This window comes from Marinifilum sp. JC120 (assembly GCA_004923195.1).
Taxonomy (GTDB): Bacteria; Desulfobacterota; Desulfovibrionia; order Desulfovibrionales; family Desulfovibrionaceae; genus Maridesulfovibrio.
In genome coordinates this window covers 1-24,573 of the sequence record RDSB01000029.1, presented here as the reverse complement: position 1 = coordinate 24,573, position 24,573 = coordinate 1, and the positions used below count along the sequence as shown (strand labels likewise).

The window sequence follows — 24,573 nt, the reverse complement described above, 5'->3', positions numbered from 1 at the left end:
GGACTAAAGCTGCCTTTAAAGGGCCGATCGGGCTATTCCCTTGTTAGTTTTGAAATAGTTATGCTATGATTTAGCGATCTGAAATCTTAACGTCCGGGAAGAAGCATGCGTTGCATAGGATGGCGATTCAATAAGATAGAGTTATTGCTTGTTCTGGCCGTTTTCATTCTCAATGCATTCCTGTTGCCGGGACCGGAGACGGTTTCAGCAGCTCAAGAAAAGATTGAGAATTTAAAACAGACAAAGGCCGCAATCAATCTCAATAATGATGAGCGGGAATGGCTGACTAAGCATCCGAGAGTGCAGCTCGGCGTGGACCCCTCTTTTGCCCCTTTCGAATTCTTTGATGAGGATGGTGCTTACAAAGGCATGGCCGCCGATTACATCAAGCTGCTTGAACAGGAGCTTGGCATTCAATTCCAGATTGCCGCGGACCTTACATGGAAGCAGGTTGTAGAAAAGGCCAAAAAGCGGAAGCTGGACGGCCTGCCCTGCGTCGGCATCACCGAAGAACGCAAACAATACTTCTTTTACACCAAGCCCTACCTGTCCTTCCCCCGGGTGATCTATGTCCGGCAGGATGGCCCTCAGCCCACCTCTCTTGAAGATTTGAATGGGCTGCCCCTCGGGGTCCAGGACTCCAGTTCCCATCATGGCTGGCTTAAGTCCAACACAGATTTCAACCCCATATTGTACCCCACAATGGAAGAAGCACTGCTGGCCTTATCCAGTGGCAATGTAGATGCTGTAATCGGCAACCTTGCCGCGTCAAATTACATCATAAACCAATTGGAAATAGATAACCTGAAAATGGCTTTCCCGGTTCCGGGCGGTCCGCAGGAACTGGCCTTTGCCATCCGCAAGGATTGGCCTGAACTGGTCTCCATCCTGAATAAGGGTTTGTCTGTCATCCCCAAAAGCGAAAGCAAAACCATTCTGCGCAAATGGGCGGGCCTTGATAAAGCGAGCGGTCCGGCAGCGCAACTCGGCCTGACCCCCGAAGAAAAGGCATGGATTGCCGAAAACCCTGAAATCAACGTTGCCATTATGTCGAATTGGCCTCCAATTGCCTTTATCAGCCCTGATGGAGCCCCGACAGGTCTTGATGTGGATGTCCTGAGACTGGTCATGAAACGGACCGGGTTGAAGGCAGATATCAAAAGCGGCCTGTTCAAGGATAATATGGCTGATGCCAAGGCCCGAACCATTGATGCCCTTATGGATGTCACTCCCAAGCCGGAACGTGAAAAATTCCTTAATTTCACCAAACCCTACATGAACATTCCCCACGTCATTGTCGCCCGCTCAGGCGGGCCCTTCTTTGCCGGTGAAAAAGAGCTGGCAGAAAAAAAACTGGCTCTAGAACAGGGGTTTGGCAATGTGAAATATTTTCGCAAGAACTACCCGCAGGTCAATATTATCGAATACCCAAGCACACCGGAATGCCTGCAAGCTGTTTCCCTTGGCAAGGCCGATGCCTACGCGGGCAACCGTGCGGTTGCCACCTATGTCATAGCCAAGGATCTGCTGACCAACCTGCAGATTCAGGGCCCCTTAAACAAGCCTGGGTCCATTCTGGCATTCGGCACACGCAAGGATGCTCCGCAACTGGCCTCTATTCTGGATAAAGGCTTGGCAACACTAACCCAGAGCGACTGGATGGATATCCGCAGGCACTGGACAGGAATTACACAGGTTGAGAAACAATATGAACTGACCCTGACTCCTGAGCAAAAGGAATGGCTGGCCGCTCACAAGGATATCCGTCTGGGAGTTGATTCCGACTGGCTGCCTTTCGAATCCCTCAACCCGGAAGACCAATACCAAGGCATTGTCGCAGAATACGTATCCTGGCTGAACACCCGTCTTGATGTAGCCATGAAGCCAATCGGAAGACTGCCCTGGAAAGAGGTACTGGCCAAGGCCAAGGCCGGGGAGCTCGATGTAATCCCGTCAATGACCCCGACCCCGGAACGCGAAAAATATATGAACTTCACCCGTCCCTACCTGACCATTCCCATGGTTCTGGTCACCCATGAAGATGCTCCGCTCATTTCCGGACTAAACGATCTACGCTCCAAACGGGTCGCGGTTGTGGAAGGTTACGCATCCGAAGAATACCTGACTGCCGATTATCCGGACATCATACAGGTGAAGGTCGGCAACCTTGAACAAGCCCTTCAGGCTGTACTGGACGGCAAGGCCGAAGCAGTGATGGATAATCTGGGAACCATTACCTACGCCACCCGGCTAAACAATATTGAGAGACTCAGGGTAGCGGCCACCACACCATATTCATACCTGCTCGCCTTCGGGGTACGCAAGGACTGGCCGGAATTGGTGAATATTTTGAACAAAGCCCTCAAGGCCATTCCCAAGACGGAACGCCAAAAATTTTACCTCCGCTGGGTCGAAGTACGTGTGCAGACCCGGATGGATTGGAAAATTGTGTGGCAGACGGTCATACCGGGCGGCCTTACGGCCCTGCTTATTCTGGTGATTATTCTGAGGTCAAACCGCAGACTGGCCGCAGAAGTCCATGAACGGGCCATAGCCGAACAGAAGGTAAAAGCCATGAGCGGGGCTATCTATGACGGTTTGGTCATGATCAATGCCCAGGCCCGGATCATGTACTGGAATTCCGCTGCGGAAAAAATGTTCGAAATTACAGCCGGAGAGGCCATGGGCCAAGACCTGCATGAACTCATCGCCCCTGAAAGGTACCGGGCGATGGCCAATACAGCCTTGCAAAAATTCACCCAGACCGGGCATGGGGATTTACTGGGACACATTCATGAGGTGATGGCCCTGCGCTCTGACGGCAGCGAATTTCCGGTGGAAGTGGCTATTGAGGCCTTTAAGATGGGGGACGGCTGGTATGCGGTGGGAACCATCCGTGACATTACCGAAAGAAAACAGGCTGAAGAACGTATCGCCACAAGCGAGAGTCAACTGCGTACTATCTTTGAAAACTCACCGGTCGGGGTTCTCCATTTCAGCGAACAGGGGATCATTCTCAACTGCAACGCTCAGGCTGCAATTATTTTCGGCAGCTCCAAAGAAAAACTTATCGGATTCGATGCATTAATGAATATATCCAACCAAGCGGTAGTAGAAGCTTTGATCGCTGCCCTGGCAGGAGCGACCACTAACTACGAAGGAGAATATACCTCGGTGACAGGAGGCAGGAAGGCCGATCTGCTTTTCAAGTTCAACCCGGTCAGAGCAGACCAAATGACAACGGAGGTAATCTGCACGGTTGAGGACATCACCGAACGTAAACAAATGGAACAGGACATTGTGGACGCGAAAGAAACCGCAGAAGAAGCAACCCGGGCCAAGTCTGATTTTCTGGCCCGCATGAGCCATGAGATACGCACGCCCATGAACGCAGTCATCGGCATGAGCCATCTGGCGCTGCAAACAGAGCTCACTGCCAAACAGCACGATTATCTGACAAAAATACTGGCCGGGGCCAACAATTTGCTGGGCATCATCAACGATATCCTTGACTTCTCCAAAATCGAAGCGGGAAAAATGGACATTGAAAACATCCCCTTTCATCTGGACAGCATCATGGACAACCTGGCCAATGTCATCACGACCAGAGCAGAGAAAAAAGGGCTGGAAGTGCTGTTCAGAATAGGACAGGACGTGCCCCAGAACCTTGTCGGAGACCCTTTACGCCTAAGTCAGATACTCATAAATCTGGCCACAAATGCCACAAAATTCACGGAAAAAGGAGAGATCATCATCTCCGTGGAGTCTGAACATGAAACCGCAGATACGGCCACCATACTCTTTTCAGTGCAAGACTCCGGCATCGGCCTGACCAGAGAACAGATAGGAAAACTCTTCCAGTCCTTTTCACAGGCCGACGGGTCCACCACCCGCAAGTACGGAGGAACCGGACTGGGACTGGCCATCTGCAAACGTCTGGTGGAGATTATGGATGGACATATCTGGGTGGAAAGTGACCCTGGAAAAGGGGCCACCTTTGCCTTTACGGTAACTATGGGCAAAGGCAAAGCCATAAGCGTGAGCTACGTCCCTGAACCTGACTTACGAGGTTTACGCACACTGGTGGTTGACGATAACCCCACAGCCCGGATCATCCTCAGCGAAGCCCTCGAGGCCATGACCTTTCAGGTGGGCACGGCCTCCACAGGCGAGGATGGTTTGCTGAGTCTGGAGGAAGCCTCCAAACAGAACAAGCCTTATGATCTGGTATTACTGGACTGGAAGATGCCGAGGATTGACGGTATCGAAACGGCCCGCCGCATCAAACAAAACTCCATGCTTGAAAAATTGCCGAAAGTACTGATGGTCACGGCTCATGACAAGGATGAAATCAAACGTCAGGCCGAAGATGCAGGAATCAAGGCTTTCCTCATCAAGCCGGTGAATCAGTCACTTCTCTTTGATACCATTATGGAAGTTTTCGGACAGGGTATAGAACTGAAGCCCCGCAGGCACATGGAAGATTCCACGCATCCCGAAGGACTGGATATGATCCGGGGAGCCTGTATCCTGCTAGCCGAAGATAATGAGATTAACCAGCAGATTGCTATGGAATTGCTGGAAAAAGCGGGTATGGTTGTGGATGTGGCCAACAACGGTCAGGAGGCCGTGGCAGCTGTAGCCGAAAAGCAGTACGATCTGGTGCTCATGGATATCCAGATGCCGGTCATGGACGGTCTCATCGCCACCGGAGAAATCCGCGAGCTGAATCTCCCCGGCATAACCGAGCTGCCCATCGTGGCCATGACCGCCCATGCCATGGCCGGGGACCGGGAAAAAAGCATTGATGCGGGCATGAACGACCACATAACCAAACCTATCGCCCCGGATCTGCTCCTGCAGACCCTGCTGAAACACATCAAACCGGGCAAACGGGAACTACCGGAAGAGGACTCCCCGCAGGCGGCAGCAAAAGATGCGGAACCGACCGGGGAGGATCTGCCCATGGAAGGGATGCTCGGCATCAACGTAAGGGCCGGGTTGTCCAAGGTTTCCGGCAACCGAAAATTGTATAAAAAATTGCTGGGCCAATTCCAGTCCAAGTATCTGGATACACCGCAGGAAATACGAGCCCAAAATCAGGACGGACAAAATGAAGAGGCCACCCGCACCGCCCACACGGTCAAAGGGGTCGCCGCCAATCTGGGATTTGATGCCCTCTCCAAATCTGCTGGCGAAGTGGAACGGGGACTAAAGTCCGGGGCCAAAGACCTTGAACCGCTTCTGGCCTCCATGATTGAGCAGATGGACATTCTCAGACAGAGCCTTGAAACCTTGTTTCCCGCCGCCCCTCCAGCACCAGAAGCGGGGCCGACTCAAGCCGTGGACGCTGAACAATGCATGGCCTTGACCACTAAGATACAGAACAGCGTGGAAGATAATTTATCCGAAGCCATGGAAAGTATGCATGAGCTCAAAGAAGTATTATCAGGAACGCCTTACACGGGCGCAGCGGACAAAGCCGCGCGTCTGTTTGATGATTTTGATACTGATGAGGCTTTGGAAATCTTGAATGGCCTTGCTGAAGAGTTTACACAACTGGTTTCGGGAACCAAGTAACAGAACGCGATTGGAAAAATGGCCCAGACTCTTATCCAATCTCTGGAAAAGGAATAGGTGAGCAAATGGACAAAAAACGAGTACTCATAGTAGACGACACCCCGGAAAATTTACAAATTCTCATGGAAGCACTCAAAAACGACTATGCCATCCTTGCTGCCAAAAACGGGGAAAAAGCCCTCAAGCTGGCCCGGACCGCGCCCCAGCCTGATATAATCCTGCTGGACATCATGATGCCCGAGATGGACGGCTACGAGGTCTGCCGCAGGCTTAAAGGATCACCCAAAACAAAAAAAATCCCGGTGATATTCGTTACCGCCCTGACCGAGGCGCAAGACGAAACCATGGGACTCGAACTTGGAGCGGTGGATTATCTGACCAAACCGGTAACCCCGTCCATCGTACAGGCCCGGGTATCCACCCACCTGAATCTGCGTAAGGCTCAACAAGAAACGGAAAAGGTTCTGAGCAAAACCCTCAAGGGGGCTGTGGCCTTGCTTACGGATATCATCGGCTGGCTCAACCCTGCTGCCGCCAGTCGCTGTGAGCGGTGCTCCCGTCTGGCCGGAAAGACAGCCCGGGAGCTTGGAGTCAGCCCGATATGGCCCATTGAACTGGCTGCGCGTTTATCCCAGTTAGGAAGCCTCGGCATTACCAGCAAGAACCTGAAATCACTATACACAGGAAACTTTGAGCATGTGTCCAGTGAGGAAATCGAGCTTTTCAAGAACCATCCCGCACTTGGGGGAGATCTGGTACAGGAAATTCCGCTTCTGGACCACGTGGGCGAGCTTGTGGCTGGCCAGCGCGCGCCCTTTGACGGGAACATTTCCGCCCCTCCCTCAGCCCAGCAGATTTTGCGCTGCGCCCTTGATTACGACCAGCACATTTTGCAGGGAGCTTCCCCTGAGGCCGCCTTGTCTTTGATGAAAACAGAAGCCCTGGCTTATGACCCGCGCATTGTCGAAGCCATGGGTCAGGTTACCACCACCATTGTCAGTGGAACCGAGGCCGGCTGGTTCAGCCCGCTCGAAATCCGCATCGGCATGATTCTGGATCAGGATGTGATCTCAACAACCGGAATGTGCGTGGCAACATCAGGCACAATAGTCAGTGAGACCGCACTCCGGGTTATTCACCGCTTCGGGGCAAATGGGATGATTGAAGGAAAGATCCGGGCTATGATTGTTGAAGAGGAGTAGCCAGCGCGGCAGGAATGCCCTCGGCCCTGCTCATGCCTTTGATCACCTTGGTCTCGCGTAAGACATGGGTACTCACCTTTTCAGAAGCAGCGCGTTTGGCCTCGTCCAGAACCATCCTGCGGGCCTGTGTTTTGATGCGATCCTGCCCAAGACAGGCCTGTCCTTCGGCTTCCACCAACACCGATGACGAGGAAAAATGTTTCTTTTTCCCGGCCACAGCCATTGATACGAAACTCAGCAGCAAAACAACCGCCAGTAACAATCTTAATGCTCCAGCCATGCACTTTTCCCCTTAAACCTTGAAAGCGGACTTATCTGACAATCAGGCTTCCCAGCAGCCCCCCCCCATAACGCAAGGGCAAGCGAGGAAGACTTACACCGTGCCGTCTGCGGGGTTGATTATTTCATCACACACTGAAGCAAAGCGGATCCTGCAAGATAATTAGTTCATCCAGTTCTCCTTTGCTCATGATCGCTTTTTTCTATCTTCTGCTTGGAATCATGAAAATCACAGAGCTGGTGCCTGCACATTGTACGCGGTTCCTATCAAGCTCCCCTTCCCCGAAACGGACAAAAAAAGCCCCACAATATGCTAACACACTGTGGGGCTTTAATTTTTCATGGAGCCAACGATCGGAATTGAACCGACGGCCTGCTGGTTACAAATTGTCTGGCAGATGATTCTTTTTCAGCCAGGAACGCCTTTAACCCTTTGATTCATGAGGCCTTCAGCTATTTCATGCCATTTTTCAAACTGCCGAAAACTACCTAAAACTACCGAATTTTGTACGCAGTTCTGCGGACAGGAATTTAATCTAGTCTACCAGTAAATATTGGTTCCTCTGTTTGCATTCAGAAAGACCTGAACCGATTGTAGCAAGACGAAATAACTATTTCTTCTTTGCCTTCTTTTTATCTTTTTCCATCTTCTTTGCCTCTTCAGGGGACAATTCCAAATAAATGTGCGCCTTTTCCACAACAAGTACATAATTTCTGTTCAAAGAGAATCCGTAAGTTTTAACCATCAGTTCATTGTTTTCATTCAACTTCTTAGTAGCAGCTTTCAGCTCTTTCTTAAGGCTTTTCTTCAATTCTTTTGTCTGCGCCTGCTCCAGTTGAGTCTGTAATTGAATTACCCTTTGGCGTTGCAACTGCATAATCTGCACATTGCGTTGAAACTCCTGATTGGCTTCAACAGAGCTCAAGGTGCTCATTTTCAAAAGTTGTTTCTGCCCGTTATCGACCTTACCCTTGACTTCAGCATTTGCCGGCAAACAGAACAAAACCATGAGAAACAAGACACCAAAGACACTTACTTTCTTACTAATATTCATTCTACACCTTCCCCTTATATCTTTTAAAATTCAATCTTAGTTAACATTTTCAAATGACAACAACGACCTAAAACGGAAGCCTGAAACTCATGGTTCCCACATGACTTTGCGATGTTTCTCTGGCTTCGAGCTGATAGTTCATTGCGAATTCAGGACCGGATTCCATGGTGAACTTGTAACCTACCCCTCCGTTATAAACAACTTTCTCCGGGGTGTTTCCGTATGTGATAAAGGCAGGACCTCCGCCAGTGTATGCCGCTGTTATTGAAGACTGATCAGCAAGGAAATCATACCCCACGTCAACGAAGCAATTCAGCTCATGAGCATCAGAAATCACATAATTGGCTTTAGCTCCGAGAGCGGCAATAAAGCTATCCTCATCGCTGCTGTCCACTTTAAGACTAAGGTCTCCTGCTCCGGTTTCCGTATAGCCGTCCACATTTACATAAACAAACTGTGTTTTGAGGATAGGAGCCAAGGTCAGCCTGTCTGTCACTGCAAAATTGCGCAGCAACTCTGTATCCAGAACGAAATGCCAAGAGTTAAAATCTGCTTTTGCCTGACGGTGAAGCCCGCCAAACTGGATATTGCGTGAAGACTCATTTGTATTTAAGCCGAAAGCTGCGATGACGTTAATATCAAAATTTTCCGGCAAGCCATTTTCCGCATAGGCTGTTGCTTGCCAAGTGTTGCTGTCTACCCGGTGGTTGGTTGTGGAGTCGTAACCACGAATATTACCCCGTCCGTAAGAAAGAGCCGCACCAACTCTGTTTTTGGGAGTGAAGTCAGCTTCAAGGCCCATGGCAATACCGTAACTGGAAGCTGTGAATCCATCCACATGATTACGTTTTTCCTGCTCTGTATGGGAATAAAAAGGCTTAGCCCATAAGGTACGGTTTTCAATGACCATGTCACCAGAGGAAAGTCCGCTCATACCATGCAACCGGGTATTTACAACTTGAGTCGCGCCTTCGGTTGCCATATTAATTCCAAGTGCGGCCATGGCTCCGGTCATAATCGGTACTGTCTGAGCGACAGCCTCGGCCACTTCATCACCAGTTGAAAGAGAACTCATCTGGCTGATCACTTCCTCCATGTCAGAGGAAGCTTCGCCCTGCATGATCTCTTCAAGAGCATGTGCTGCTCCGATTGTAGCCGGAGTGGATACAGTGGGGCAGGATTCAACAGCACTGTCGATTTTCAAACCCCGCTCAGTTTTGAGATCAATGGAATTGCCATTGACAATTCCGGTGAACTTCCACAGAGCACTGTTATCCGTGACTTCAAGTGTTCCGGCATTAAGTGTATCTGCTACCAGCACGCCGGACAGAACATCCCCGCACCTGAGCGATTCATTGGGAGTAACCACCACTTCGAGACCGTTTCCAGCAGTAAGATCGGCTGTTCCTTTCACTCTAAGTTTTCCATAAACAGTGGCACTGGTTACATCTACCTTGAATAAACCACCCGAAAGTTGAGTGTAATCTCCGGTAAGAGTTACAGAATCGCTGCTGGACAACGCCAGAGTTCCACTATTTTGCAGGGCGTTGACCACTGCCATGTCACGCTGAAGTTGAAATGTCCCGCCGCTGGCTATGAAGGCATCAGTTGCGGTAACAGTACCTGTTCCTGTCCCGGCGAGTATACCGGTTTTTCCGCTACCGATATTAAGTGTGGTCAGGTTCAGGTTGCTGGCTGAAGACTGGGTCAGTGTTCCGCTCAGGTTAGTGGTGGCAAATGTAGTGTCGGCTGTAGCAGTAAAATCCAGATTGCCATCAATATTGGCAGTAGTGACATTGACCGCCCTGCTTCCGCCAAGAGTTCCGGTTCCACTGCTGACACTTAGATCAGCAATGGTCTGAGTGCCACCGGTAGCCTTGTTCAAGAAAGCCCCGCCTCCGGCCAGATCAAGTTTCCCGGCAACATTTACATCTCCAGTCCCAACATGGTTATGCGTACCAGAAAGGTTGTAAGTACTGTCAGCCTGAGTGTTAAGTTCCCCGGAAGTAGTGATTGCACTGCCGGAGTTTACAGCCAGCGTTCCGGTCACATTCAGATTGCCGGAAATATTGAGTGCACCTCGTCCATCTGCATCATGGGTGCTGCTCACTGTCATTGTCGCACCGTCAGATATATTCAGGTTGCCGGAATTAGCTGCGGTCATATCGACATAACCGTTGGCCCCGCTGACATTAAATCCCGCCCCAGTAACATCAATATCTCCGGTTCCGGTCTTAATCAGAGTTCCTGCGACATTAGCATTCTGAATTTTGGTGGTTGATGTCCCCTGAATCAAACCGGTAATTCCGCTGGCAATACCCAATGTACCAACCTGCACTGTTCCGCCGGAAGTGTTTTTGAGCAGCCCCCCGTTAGCGAAATCAATATTAGCAAGGTTTGTGGTTCCGCTAGCTCCGGCAGCAATATCAAGGACTCCGCCCAGATCAACATCGGCAAGGGTCTTGTCTCCGCTGCCAGTAATGTTCAGAGTTTCTCCGGTCTCAACATTACTGGTACCAGAAACCACGATTGGACCTGTCCCATCAAGAGTCACTGAGCCGGAATTGATTTCCAATGAAGCCAAATTTGTTTGTCCGGTTCCGCTGTTAATAAGACTATTCCCGTCCAGCATGTTCACGCCGCCAGAAAGATTCTTCACGCCGCTTCCAGTCAAGGTCAGGTTGTTGTCCAGCTCAAGCTGGTTGGTCACGGTGGTAATTCCGGTTCCACCAATAGTTGCCGCTGCGGTCAAATCCAAATCGGTAATGGTGGTCGGGCTGTTATTGTTCAGGGTTCCGCCCAGATCCAGATCTGCAAGGGTCTTTTCCCCACTGCCGTTGAGTTCAAGAGTGGTTCCGGCTGCCGAGGTGGTTGTTCCAGTAACAACGGTCTTTCCATTACCTTCAATAGCCCCAGTTGCCCCCGGAGCCACGGTTACAGCGTTTACAGTGGTAGTCCCGCTACCGTTACTTATGATGCTGGAACCGTCTGCAAGCCCGACCAATCCGGCAATTGTTTTTGCGCCTTCCCCGTCAAGGGTCAGATGTTTTCCTGCCGCCACAGCCACATCGCCCTCAAAACTCTTGATACCGCTTCCGCCCAAAGCCAAGTTCTTAATGATATTGGTATTACCAGAGAAAACGATCTCCCCGTTATTAATCAACTGCGAATCATCGCTGGTTAAATCAAGGGTGGTGACGTTGAAGGTCCCGCCGGTCTGATAATGAATGCCGCCGAGATTATAGGTAGCAACATTAAAGTCGTAAGCAGTAGAGATCTTGCCGTTGTTGGTCAGAGTCCCGGCAATATTGGTGGCACTGCCCAAAGTAATGGTTCCGGTACCGTCGATGGTTGCCGAGCCGCCAGCTCCACCGGCTACATCAAGGGAGCTGATATTGTTTGTTCCGGCACCATTGGCGGTAATCTTCTGCCCATCGGCAAGAGTCACCGCTCCGGTAAAATTCCTTGTGCCGCCGCCGGAAAGAGTCAGGGTATTATCCACGGTTAACGGTCCGGCAATAATCACTGTTCCGTCCCCGCCGATTTCCGCGCTATTGCCGGTCACATCGAGATTATTCACGGTCAAGGTTCCGGCTGTCTGGGTATGCAACCCGTTAAGCTGGTATGCTGCTCCGAGAGTGCCGGTATGCGCAGTAGAAACCTTTCCGATATTAACGAGAGTTGCTCCGCCATCAATATTGCCGAGGTTGGTAATTGTAGTTACCCCGGTCCCTTCAATGGTTGCGGTATGCCCGTTAGCAATGGTCAAAGTCGCCAGCTCTGCATTGGCGTTGTTGGTCAGTTTTTTACCGTCAGCAATGGTCAGTCCGCCCTGAAAAACTGTGTTTCCGGTTCCGCCCAGAGTCAGAGTGTTAGCATTGATTGTCTGGCTGTTGACGATGGTGGTAGTCCCTGTGCCGTCAAGGGTCAGATCTGCCAGTTGATTGAAAGTTGTAATGGTGGCAACCGCATTGTTGGTCAGCCCACCGGACATATTCAGAGCGCCAAAGTTAAAACTTCCGACACCGCCAAGGGTCAGGATATTACCGACACTTACGCTTGCAGTGGTAATGGAAGTTGCTGCGGTAGCGTCATTGTCATTCAGTGCAGCATTGGCAGTAACATTCAGGGAATTGATGCTGGTTGCACCGCTTCCGCTGTCGGTAATGCTCTTGCCTGCGGTATTGAGATTTACGGTTCCGAAGCTTTTAGTTCCGCTGCCGGAAAGCTTAAAATTGTTATCAATATCGACCGCATTGGTAACGGCAGTATTCCCGGACCCGCCAAGTTCTGCATCATCCCCCGCCACATCGAGTGTTGCAATGGTCTGGGTGCCGCCGCCGGAATTATTGATCAGAGCCATGCCCGCATTGATAGCGACTGAACCAAGGATGGTATCGCCGTTTCCGGCCAAGGTCAGGTTATGATCAAGTGTCAACGCATTTGCCACGCTGATATTCCCGTCTCCATCAAGAGTGGAATCATCAGTTAGTTCAAGAGTCGCTATATTATTGGTTCCGGTGCCGTCGATATCGAGAGTTCCACCAAGGTTGATAGTTCCAGTGGAAGTAAAATCGCTGCTTCCGCTGTGGGTATGCTTTGTATTGATGGTATAAGTCCCGGAAATATTGGTCGCTCCGCTGGAATTGATACCTGCGGTATTCGAGTTGACCAGGGTTCCGGCTACAGTCATCCCGTTGGTGATATTGGCTGCGGTGGTTCCTGAGATAGTACCGAACTTTGCTCCGTCCACCTGTAATTTGGCTATGTTCACCGATGACGTATTGGTAGTATTGAAAATACCGCCGCCCGCATTGGCTCCATCAAGTTTAAGGGTTCCGGTTGTAGGACTGGAGGAGAAAGAACCCCCCGCAAAATTGTGCTCCCCGGTGATGACGTAAGTGTCACCATCAGCAATCAAGACCACGCCGTCAGAGGTAATTACTGTGTTGTTAACAAGGGTCCCCCCTGCGGAGGTGTCAAGGCCGTTGGAAAAGAGAACCCCACCGCTGTTGCTCAGGGTCAAATCATGGTCGAGAACCACCTGATTGCTTACCGTGATCCGCTGGTTCCCGGAAAGAACCGAATTACCATCCAGATCAAGGGTGGTAATGGTCATTGCCGCTGCGTTGTTGGTCAGGGTTCCGGCAATGGTCAGGTTGGTGATAGTCTTGGCTCCTCCACTCAGGGTCAAAGAACCTCCGGTGTCAATGTCCACGTTGGTCATGGTCACGGCCCCGACTCCACCAATGGTTGAGATTTTGGCGGCACTCAGATTCAGGGTATTAATGGTAGTCAGCCCGCTGTTATCGCTATCGGTAATATTCTTTGACTCGGTAATATTGACCGTAGTTATAGAAACGGCATTTGTTCCGGCCAAAGCAAGATTATTATCCAAGGTAAGTGCATTGTTTACTGATATATTCCCGGAACCGCTAAGAGTAGAATCTCCGTCAAGATCAATGGTGCTGATGGTGGCTGCTCCGGCATTATTGGTAATGGTCCCGGAAAGGGCAGTCGTGCCGTATATCATCTTTGTGCCACTACCTGAAAAGACCAACGAACCGTCCACATCGGCATTGTTCACCGAGATCCGGCCCGCACCATCAAGCGTTCCTGTCTTCCCGCTGCTTACGGAGAGCGCACTGATTCCGGTCAATCCGGTATCGTCGCTGTCGATTATGGATTTGTCTTCAGTAATGTTAACCGTACCGAGATTGACGGCCTGAGTCCCGGACAAAGTCAAATTATGATCTAGGGTAAGCGCGTTGGTAACTGACACACTACCGGACCCTGTAATGGTGGAATCTGCACTTAAATCGAGAGTAGGAATAATCAAGGCCGCAGAACTTGTGGTGTTGATAGTGCCGGAAAGATCTACGGTGGAAGTATTAAGATTCAGCCTTCCCGCTCCGGTGATATTTGTAGTCCCGGCGATGTTTACCCCTCCGCCGTTATACTGGTTGTGCGTTCCGGTGATATTGTAAGTGCTGCCGCTGCCTACATTCAAGGTTCCATAGTTATTAAGATTATTCGAAACGTTGAGGGTTGCTGATGCACCGCCTATGGCATTGAGATTTACTGTTCCGCCTGATCCGTTAGGTACTGCTGCGCCGTCAAAACTTGCCGCCCCGATAAACATGTTGCGCAGGTTACTGGTCCCGGCAAGAGTTGTCGTTCCACCTGCAAAATAGGTATCCCAACGGCCCGTGGAAGCGGACTCAATATCGCCATTCAATGTGAGGTTGAAAGAATCATCCACCGCAGTAAGGTCAGCAAGTTTATTGGCATTCTTGACGTAACCGAAAGTCAGATATGTAGTTGCATCATTATCAGCGTCGATATTATTGAGATTTCCGGTCAGCGATGCGCCGTTCAGAATATGGAAAACGTTACTCTCACCTGTTCCTGCTGAAAGTTTACCTGATGCGAGAGCGTACGAACTGGAACCGGTAGAGGAAATTGAATTGGAAATATGGGCCGCGTTATTGCCGCCTTCGAGAAACAAACCGTGGGCTCCGGTTCCGGTTGTGGAAACGGTCCCGAACACCGCCATACCGTTTTGATCGTCGGTGATAATTCCGTGAGAACCAGCCCCCGCAGTATTCACCGCACCGGAAAAATCCATGGTGGTCTGATCAACAAGAGCTATACCGTGAGAACTCACCCCCGAAGTAGTTATTGTTCCTCCGGCGTAGTAGCTGCTCCCGGTTCCAGTAATTGAGACTCCGTATGAATTATTCTTTTGGGTAGTGATTTGCGCACCACTCTGAACCCGGACTACGTTGTTGGATGAATCCGCAAGAATGCCGTATGAGCCGGTTTCAGTGGCTGCAATGCTCCCTGACAGGGTGATGTTGGTATTATCAAAACCGCTATGGATGCCATGGGCAGAAGAACCACCATTGGTGGTGATTGATCCGGCAGCAGTAACGATATTTCCAGTGTTGTTCAGGATAATACCACGTGCACTTGGCCCGTTGGTAGTGATAGCACCATTCATTGTTATAGTATTGCCTGTGCCGTCAACACGGATACCATTAGCCGTAGAGCCGGAGGTGGTGATTGTTGCACTATTTTCTATAGTAATATTGTTTCCGGTCTTTGAAATATAGACACCTTGAGCATTGGTCCCGGTTGTGGTGAGTGAACCACCGTTAGAAAGAATCAGGGTATTATCGATTGCTCCAAGATTGACGGCATTGGCATCGGTTCCCTGGGTGGTGATGCTGCCGCCCACAGTAATATTTATATTTCTTCCCCGGTTGTCAACGGTATCCACAGTGTTGATACCGAATGATCCGGCTCCTTTGGTCAGAATGGCTCCGTCCATACGGATTAGGTTGTAGGGATCATGGGCGTAGATAGCGACTGAGCCAGTACCTTCGGTGGTGATTCTACCGGTTGACCCCAGAGTAACATCGTTGTTCCCATTGAACATGATCCCGATACCGGTATCCCCGTAAGTGTGGATTTCCCCGTCGAGGGTAATTTTGGAGTTGCTTCCTGTTGAAAGAATACCGTAAGACTGCTGGCCCCTGCTGGTAACGGTAGCCCCGTTCTGCACGGTCAGGATATTAGAAGCCCCGCCTGCGAGAGGTCCACCGCCAACCAGTCCGGCACTGTTAGCCGAAGTTCCTGCCCCGGTCAGGTAAATGGAGTGGGCTTCTTCATTAGTATTGTCATCTGCGTGGTTGGAAGCAATGGTCGCACCGGTGGAGCCGTCACCTTCGAGAGTTACAGTGTTGCCTGTTGCTCCCAGATATAATGCCCGGGAACCTCTACCCGAAGCTGTAAGACTAGCTCCCTTTGCAACGGTAACAGTGTTGGTTCCCCCAAGCCTCAAGGCATCCGAAGCTGCCCCGCTGGTGGTAATTAAGCCGCCAGTTCTCAAAGTTACGGTGTTTTTTGCCCCGGAACTTACACCGTGAGCATCTCCTCCGCTGGTAGTAATTGAACCGGAAATATCAAAGAGTCCGTTACCAGAAGCAGTTATTCCATCAGAATGATCACCCTCAGTTGTAATTGAACCTGTGCTGGTAAGTGTATATTTGTTATTATACGCAGAGTTGATTCCGAAAGCACCATATGTGGAACTCTGGGCAGAACCTTTTGTGGTAACTGCGCCAGCGATAGTTATGTCCGCATTACTGTCGACTCTGACAGCAGTGGCTTGGTCGGTATTCATGCTGGTGCCTTCTGTGGCAAGCGATCCGCCAGCTTCAATAGTAATGGTGTTGTCGGCAGCACCGACATTACCAATGACATTTGCATTAGTTGTCGTACCAAATGTTCTGATTCCGTATGAATTGTTGGCTGTAGTCTTTACTGATCCGACGTTTTTAACAGTGATGGTGCTACCTGTCCGATCAGCATAAATCCCATGTGCCTCGTTTCCATTGGTCGTGATAGAACCCGACACGGTTGCCGTTCCGCCGCCATGTTTAAAATATACTCCTATGGCACTTGTGCCTGTTGTACTGATTGTTCCGGTAGATGCAATTGTGGCGGTATTACCTTGACCACTCAAATAAACACCAAGCCCGCCACCTGTAGTTGTAACTGAACCAGCAATTGAAACCTGATTATTACCTATCTCTGCGAAATGATCTGGAGATACGATTGTGCAAATACCGTGACTTCCCGTATGAATTGAACCACCTTGCTCAACTGTGATAATATTGTCAGTACCTGCCGCAAGTATTCCATGTGCGTTGCCGCTAGTGGTTTTTATCAGGCCACCATTTTCTACAGTAAGCCTGTTGTTATTAGTTGTGAGATACATACCGTATGCACTTGCACCAGTGGTAGAAACAGTACCGCTAATGTCAATAACTGCATTAGACGACGCTATTATTCCGTGCGCAGAATCTCCGGCAGTGCTGAGGACCCCGCCGGATTGAATTGTGATATTAGTGCCGTCTCCACTGGTCTCGATACCGTTCGAACCGCTCATGGTGCTTTCAACCCGGCCTGTGCCCGTCACGGTGATATTGGCTGTTCCCACTGTTCTGATGGGGTTTGTAGCGGCGGAAGTAGTTTTTACCAGCCCGGAAATATTGATTGTATTACTGCCGGAATTAGTAAGGATACCGTATCCCCCGCCGGTTGCTATAATGGAAGCGCCGCTTTCGACGTTGATTGTGTTGCTTGCGCCATCAAGCCGGATGGCATGTGCTCCTCCTCCGCCGCTGGTGTTAATCGAACCGCCATTTTTGATGTTTATTGTATTACTGTCGCCTCTTAGATAGATACCATAAGAGCTTGTTCCGGCTGTACTTATTGATCCTGAATGATTGATATTGTTATTACTGGTTAAGTAGAAACCGTGTCTCGAAGACCCTCCGGTTATAATCCTACCGGCGGAAGCTACTGTTATGACGTTATTAGTATTACCCTCAATAGCAACACCGTCGACTGTTTCTATTTTACCTGAAAGAATTATATTATCATGTGTGCCGGAAAGCCTGATACCGTTGGCCCCTACACCATTTGTTGTAATGTTGCCGCTGACATTGATCGTATTACTACTGCTGACATTTACTCCATGTGCATCAGCTCCACCATGGACTCCATCGGTTCCGTGTGTTGTGACATCACCGGCAATGGTTATGTCATTATGAGATCCGACGACAATACCAATAGCATCTACACCATAAGTCGTAACAGACCCGCCAGCCTGAATATCAATAATATTCTTATTAGCGCTGGTACCACTGCCAGCATAGCGGATACCATAGGCGGTTGCCCCGGCTGAGGCGTCATCACTTTTACCCGTTGTGATTGAGCCCCCGTTGTATACAGTTAAAGTTTTAACGCCTGTGTCAGTCTGTCCGACAACGGCATGAGAAGACCCCCCTGTAGTAATTAATTCACCAGAAATATTCACAGTAGAGGTCTTAAACATATCAAGCCCCCACGAACCGGAACCTTCAGTCTTAACTACACCGCCAGCATGTATATTTACAGTACTGGAGGTTGCTGGCCCACCGACTACTCCCATATTTATAGCATCAATTGCCAATGAGTTGGTACTAACTGTTCCATATATATCAGTTGTGCCAAGGAAGGTATGCACTCCCTCTGTGATGCTCATCACCTTACCGGCCGCAACATTAACTCCACCACTAAATGTTTTAATTCCAGCACCGCTAAGTACAAAATTACCATTAATCGCCGCCTGACTTGCAAAAGCCATTGCAGCTGTGCCGGAGAGGGTCGAACTGTCACCAGTCACAGTTAATTTGTTAAGACTCTGTGAAAGCGCAGCATTATTGTACATTACCGAGTTGGTGCCTAGGGAAATATCTACAAATGTAGAAAGGGAACCTGAGCTGTCATTATTTACAAAACAGGCGCCGTTATCCATGATCACATTTCGGGCATAGATACTGCCCGCTGCACCATCCAGAATTGTAACCTGCCTGCTGCCGTCAATAACAATCCCGCCAGCCCCTCCTGAAAGATCAACAGCGGCATTCATGGTAACCGCAGACTGAGCAGCAAAAGTGATTACATCATTGACGGTTAAGCCACCTCGGGCTGTATTTATCTGTGCGGCAGTAATATCACCATTAACAGTTACATCACCAGCTCTGGCAGTTCTCGTCAGCAATAGAAGTATTGCTATCAACACAGAAAATACCGCCCCCCACCAAACTGTCCGTATAAACAAAACGCTACGTCCCCTCATAGCCCCTCTCTCAAAATGAATATATTAAAAATAGCAAGCTCATTATTGTACGAAGGGATCACTATACACCCACCTCCTTCCCAAAATCTTCCCAAATTTCCCAAACCTTAATATATTGAAAATATGGAATCATTTTTTCATGATTTGATGATTCCCTTTCCCAATTTCTTGACAAAATGATTTCCCCTATCCTATTTGATATTCAGACAAATATAACAATTATAAAAGAAACTAATTCAGATGAGAAAAAAGGGTGCGGGGAGATATGGTTCACTTGGATCGGAGAATTACTTTTTTTAAAAATATTGATCTGCTGAAAACGATACTTTTTTTCTTGTTGAGTCTCGCATCTATTGCCTTCACAACTTGGCTGCTGCTTTATTTCACAGATACCTATAACGCAGGACCAAGCGTTCATTCAGGCAAGGTCTATATTGAAGAAAATACTTTGCATGACAAAGTGCTTCATCTTAATGGCCAATGGCTGTTTTACCCCGATGCTTATGTCTCGCCGCAGGAAAGCTCTACTTACAGTGGGACCAAAGGATACATGACCCTACCCGGACTATGGAAAGGACAGCAATTCGGCAAAACAATTATGGGCAGTAAGGGTTATGGAACCTTTCAGCTGAAAATAATCAATAGAGGTGAGCCTCGAAATATTGAACTGTATTTTCCAGTCGCCCCTATCGAGGCCTACCGGGTATACGCAAACAATGAATTGGCTTTTTCCGTCGGAAAACCGGGAGGTACAGCTCAAGACACTATTCCTGAATATGCCCCCCGTTTATTCTCTTTCTTCCTTGAAAAAGAGCTGACTCTGACCATTCAAGTTGCAAGCTTCACCTATCAGGAGGGTGGCTACTACAAACCCATTTTACTTGGCAAAGCAGGCTCCCTGTCAGCTGTAAAACTGGCAAATCATTCAAAAGATGTGTTCTTGCTTGGCCTCACAGCAATGATGTTTTTGCTCTTTGTAATGATTGTCACCAAGGCGCCCAAAGACAACTATGTGTTGTTCTGCCTTGCCCTCATGACAGTTTTCTCCGCCTGCTATATTTCTGCGACCGGCAATATGACAATCAGGTCCATTATTCCTAGCATTCCCTTTAAAGCGTACTATGTAATGTATTACGTTCTCTCTATTGCAGGAGGGACTCTGTATTTACACCTCATAGACAGTATTTACCCCGACAGAGTCAGCAGAAAAATAAGAATCATATCAATTTTAAAGGCTGCGCTGCTGTTTGGCGTAATTTTCTTTTTTGATAAGCATCTCATCGGTCCGGTAGCCATGACCAAGGACATCCTCCTCTTATTTGAGTTCATGTACGGACTCTATGTTCTTTCAAAAGCCTTGGCGTCAGGAGTCCAAGGGGCATTGTTGGTGCTGCTGGGATCAGTCGTTGTATTATCCTGCGTCATGTTTGATATCTTGTATGTATATGGAGTGACCTTTTCCGACTACGAATTATATACTCCGGGGGGACTGGTCTTCCTGGTGCTCTGCTTTGCTGTTATTGCCGCCAAAAAATATGAGCGGACCCTCCATAAAACAGAACTTCTTACCCAGAACCTAAAACGGGCCAACGAAGTTAAAGACCAGCTTTTAACCAATACTTCCCACGAGCTTAGGACTCCCATTAACAGCATGATAGCACTGCTGAAATCGTTGAGTTCGGAAAGAACAAAACTGGGAACAGCCGAAAACGAATCCATGGACATGGTTCTTTCCAGCATGACCCGCCTGAACAGGCTGATCAATGATCTATTGGATTTTTCCAATCTCAAAGATGGCCGGGTTAAACTTCACAACAGCAATTTCAATATAAAGCAGACCCTCGGCTATACAGTCAGGGAAGTTCAGCCTTTGCTTGATGACAAAAGAATCGAACTTTCTTTGAAAGCAGCATCTTCGCCAGAACTAGTTTACGGCGACAAATACAGGCTCATCCAGGTCCTTTACAATCTGCTCGGGAATGCCATCAAATTTACCCCGGAAAATGGACGAATTGAAATTAGCACGCACGAACAGGACGGAGTCCTTTATATATCGGTCAGCGATACCGGAATCGGCATTACCCCTGACAAACAAGATCGAATCTTTAACTCTTTTGAACAGGCGGATGAAAGTATCAGCATTGGCTACGGAGGACTCGGAATCGGCCTGAGTATCTCAAAAGAGATCATGCAGGCCCATGGCGGAGATATTATAGTTGAAAGTGAGCCGGGAAAAGGTTCTGTTTTCACCCTGCAACTTCCGCTCAAACAACTTGTATCAGAGGAACTGCCTGCGGAAACATTGCATACGAAAAATCAAAAACCATATATTCCCACAAACACTGACAAGCAGCTCTTCATTCAAGGGGAAAAGAAAGAAACCATTGTCATAATTGATGACGACTATCCGAATATTTTTGCCGCAGCCAGTGTGCTAAAACCAGAAGGATACAGCATCAAAGGTTTTGTAGATGCGGAAGAAGGGTTACAAGAAATCCTGAACAACTCTGATACGGTTCTGGCAATTGTTGACTTAATGATGCCTAAATACAGCGGGGAAGAGCTTACCCAAAAAGTAAGGCATCGCTTTAATCTGCTGGAATGCCCAGTGATCATTCTAACAGCAAAAACAAAGCTGGATGGGCTTGTCGATTGTTTTGAAGCGGGAGCCAACGATTTCCTGTTTAAACCCTTTGAAAATGAAGTGCTTAAATCAAGGGTTCGGACCCTTTCCCAGTTAAAATTAGTCAACGAAATGTCCGTGGAAAACGAGATGCGCATGCTGCAGGCACAGATCAATCCCCATTTCCTGTATAATGCCATGAACGTCATTTCGGACTGTTGCTATGAAGATGGGGAGAAAGCTGCGGACATCATCGCAGATTTATCAGACTACCTGCGTCGGAGTTTCAAGTTCGATTATAAAAAACGACAGATCCCGCTGGAAAAAGAACTGGAGCTGGTAAACGCATATCTTGCCATTCAAAAGGCTAGATTTCATGAAAAACTTAGTTATGAATTCAACATAGCAGAAAGTTCAGGGGTTACTGTTATTCCTTTTGCTATCCAGACATTAGTAGAAAATGCCGCCGCACACGGAATCTTTAAGAAGAAAGAAGGCGGAACCATAAGAATCAATGGCTATCCAGTGGACACAGGCTATATAATTCAAATTGAAGACACAGGAATCGGTATTTCTCCAGAAGAACTTCCTAAAATTCTTTCCGGTGAACGATTCAGTGGGAATGGGATCGGATTATCAAATTTGCAGCAAAGAGTAGAAAAAGTATACGGAACCGCACTACAGGTCAAAAGCACGTACGGACAAGGAACATCCGTCAATATTCATATAACGACAAAAGATTAATTACAGGTTGCATATGTTGAAAGTAGTACTTGTTGACGACGAAAAATCCGGGATCAGGATGCTTGAGCGCAGGCTGTCAGACTATCCTGCTGTGCAAATTGACGGGGCATACACAAATCCACTTGAAGCATTAAAAGCAGTTGAAAAAAAGAAGCCTCAAGTAATCTTTCTGGATATTGACATGCCTGAATTGCAGGGACTTGATGCTGCCGAAATGATTAAAGAGAAATGCCCGGAGACCCATATTGTTTTTGTTACCGGATATGACGATTTCGCTGTGGACGCCTTTGAACTTGAAGCTCTTGATTATTTATTGAAGCCGGTTTCAAAAAAACGTTTTGCTACAACATTTGACAGAATTCTAACAAAACTTAAAAGATCTCCAGCAGCTCAAGAGAATGTTGAAAGTAATAGCGGCAAACTTGAGATCCATACGATGGGTAAATTTGAAATTGTCTGGTCAGGCAAGCCTCTCGTAAAATGGCGCTCCAAGAAAACACGTGAGCTTGCGGCTTTTCTGATCCTCAAGCAGGGCAAACGGGTATCCAAAGAGCTGCTCATTGAAACTCTCTGGCCCGACCATGATTTGAACACTGCAACCAACCAGCTATATAAAAATATTCATTACATTCGTAAGAGTCTCGAAGAGTCCGGAGTCGATCAAACTTTAATTCAGCTCGAAGGCAAATATTCCTTAAAAATAGCCCCGGAAGTTCGTCAGGATTCATTGATTTTCAGCTCCTCAGTTGCAAGCATCGATGGAAATGCCCGTTTTGAAGCACTGGAATCAGTAGAGAAACTATATCTCGGTGACTTCTTGGAAGGAGAGGAAGGAATCTGGCTCTATCCGGAACGTAACAGGCTACTGGGCTTATACAACAGCGTGGTAGTAAAATTGGCTGAAAAACATACTGAGCAAAATCAATATGAAAAAGCAGAAGAAATACTGATTAAGGCATTTAATGATAATCCATGTGAAGAATGTCTGACTCTGACATTACTTAAAATATATGCGGCTACCCATCAACAATCCAAAGCGGCAAAGCATTTCAATGTCTATAAAGAAACGCTGAATAAAGAACTGGGGATTGCTCCGCCCGAAAGTATTTTAAATATTACTACGAATTAAGTTGCAGTGCTATCTTTCTTTCCCGAACGTTGAATTAAAATTTGAACAAAGTTCAGGCCAAATACTGGTCCAACCTTCGGAATGGGTACAGTCCGGAATGATTTCAATTGCAGTCTGGCAATTCTCTCCTACTGCACGTAAATATGAAAAGGCTATGTCTTGAGGCATGATGCTGTCTTTTCCACCAATATAATGCATTTGGGGCAGCGTACATAAATCCTGCGCATACTCCTTGGCATTCAAAGAGCCTTCCAAAGGCGTAACCCCTTGCAATTCTGTCCATTTTTTATGATCCAGATTTCCAGCAACAGTCCTGACAGAAAGGACATCATCTCTTTGACCGGCAATAAGTAAAGCGATTGCTCCTCCGCCGGAATACCCGACAAGATGAATGTTCTTTGCCTTGGCCTGCTGCTTCACCTGTGAAATGGCTTCATTGATAGCTTGAACATTTCTTTTACTGAACCGCCCAGAGGTCCAACATGAAACCTCACAATTTCTAGCCTCTGTGCCGCCTACAAACTGACAAGGTCGAGCCAGATACACAACGGAAGGAACCGTGTCCAATGCTGCCAGCATGAACCCGAGCGGATTATGCGGAGTAGGATCGAACGAGACTTTAGACCGACTTCTCCATGCCTGCCCGTCCCCTTCGATGTATATCGTCAGGTTTTCAGCCCCCGGCTCAATACGTGAATATGTGACCAGGTCGAAATCTTTGGTTCTTATTATTCCATAGTGGAAGTCAGTGCCCAGCACTAAATGCTGCATTCTTTCAGTTGGATTGAGGGTGGACGCGCACGAAGTGCATAATAATGAGAAAATAAGAAACACCAAATAACAAAAAAATGGCCTTGCGCTAAAACATCTCATGAACTTAGCCCTGATCCCTGTTGAAAAGTACGTTTATCCATTCTCTGTTGTTTATCATCCCCTTTTGATTATCCCATTACTCAACTCTCTAAAAATTAGCAAAACGACTACAGAGTGACTGCAAAAATGGAGAGTCTCTACGAGATTACAAATGCATACAGTGCGCCTTCCCCCATCCTTTGGACACTGATCGGTCATTTTAAGGTGGAGTCTACCGTCCCGGTTTCATGCCTTGGTAGGCAGCAGACATAGCCGTTGTGGAGCGGAGCCCGTCCCCCCAGGGGCGGCCCGGAAGGGCCGAGGGCGGAGCGGAACAACGGCTATGCGCCAAGTCAATGAACATTGAAAGTGCTCCTGTATACCTCGGCGGGAGTTCTTTTGTCCAACGACGAATG

At 48.3% G+C, this 24,573-nt stretch carries 8 protein-coding genes; 4 read left to right on the top strand and 4 right to left on the bottom strand.

The genetic code is table 11. The features are described 5' to 3' along the window. Positions 1–105: 105 nt before the first annotated feature. Together D0S45_19210 and D0S45_19205 are read left to right on the top strand one after the other, a co-directional pair. On the top strand, positions 106–5,580 hold the full coding sequence (locus D0S45_19210; protein ID TIH12069.1) for a response regulator: 5,475 nt from the start codon (positions 106–108) through the stop codon (positions 5,578–5,580). Positions 5,581–5,645: 65 nt separating this feature from the next. Then, positions 5,646–6,782: a response regulator gene (locus D0S45_19205; protein ID TIH12068.1), complete on the top strand. Its 1,137-nt coding sequence runs from the start codon at positions 5,646–5,648 to the stop codon at positions 6,780–6,782. Here D0S45_19205 and D0S45_19200 read toward each other — a convergent pair. The 3 genes from D0S45_19200 to D0S45_19190 form a co-directional block, all read right to left on the bottom strand. Continuing rightward, a complete protein-coding gene (locus D0S45_19200) occupies positions 6,760–7,062 on the bottom strand; it encodes a hypothetical protein (GenBank protein ID TIH12067.1) in 303 nt (100 codons plus the stop codon). The genes D0S45_19205 and D0S45_19200 overlap by 23 nt on opposite strands. Positions 7,063–7,672: 610 nt before the next feature. Next, on the bottom strand, positions 7,673–8,116 hold the full coding sequence (locus D0S45_19195) for a hypothetical protein (GenBank protein TIH12066.1): 444 nt from the start codon (positions 8,114–8,116) through the stop codon (positions 7,673–7,675). Between the two features lie 67 nt (positions 8,117–8,183). Beyond that, positions 8,184–18,731 (bottom strand): hypothetical protein, encoded by a 10,548-nt coding sequence (locus tag D0S45_19190; GenBank protein ID TIH12065.1) that lies wholly within the window; start codon positions 18,729–18,731, stop codon positions 8,184–8,186. A 343-nt stretch (positions 18,732–19,074) separates the two neighbouring features. Between D0S45_19190 and D0S45_19185 the strand changes: the two genes are divergently transcribed. Continuing rightward, on the top strand, positions 19,075–22,176 hold the full coding sequence (locus D0S45_19185; GenBank protein TIH12064.1) for a response regulator: 3,102 nt from the start codon (positions 19,075–19,077) through the stop codon (positions 22,174–22,176). 13 nt (positions 22,177–22,189) lie between these two features. Beyond that, positions 22,190–23,305 (top strand): response regulator, encoded by a 1,116-nt coding sequence (locus tag D0S45_19180; protein TIH12063.1) that lies wholly within the window; start codon positions 22,190–22,192, stop codon positions 23,303–23,305. Positions 23,306–23,314: 9 nt separating this feature from the next. On the opposite strand, the gene D0S45_19175 is transcribed toward D0S45_19180, so the two are convergent. Further along, the gene (locus D0S45_19175; GenBank protein TIH12062.1) at positions 23,315–24,178 is read right to left on the bottom strand and encodes an alpha/beta hydrolase; all 864 of its coding nucleotides are present in this window, start codon (positions 24,176–24,178) and stop codon (positions 23,315–23,317) included. Positions 24,179–24,573: the final 395 nt, after the last annotated feature.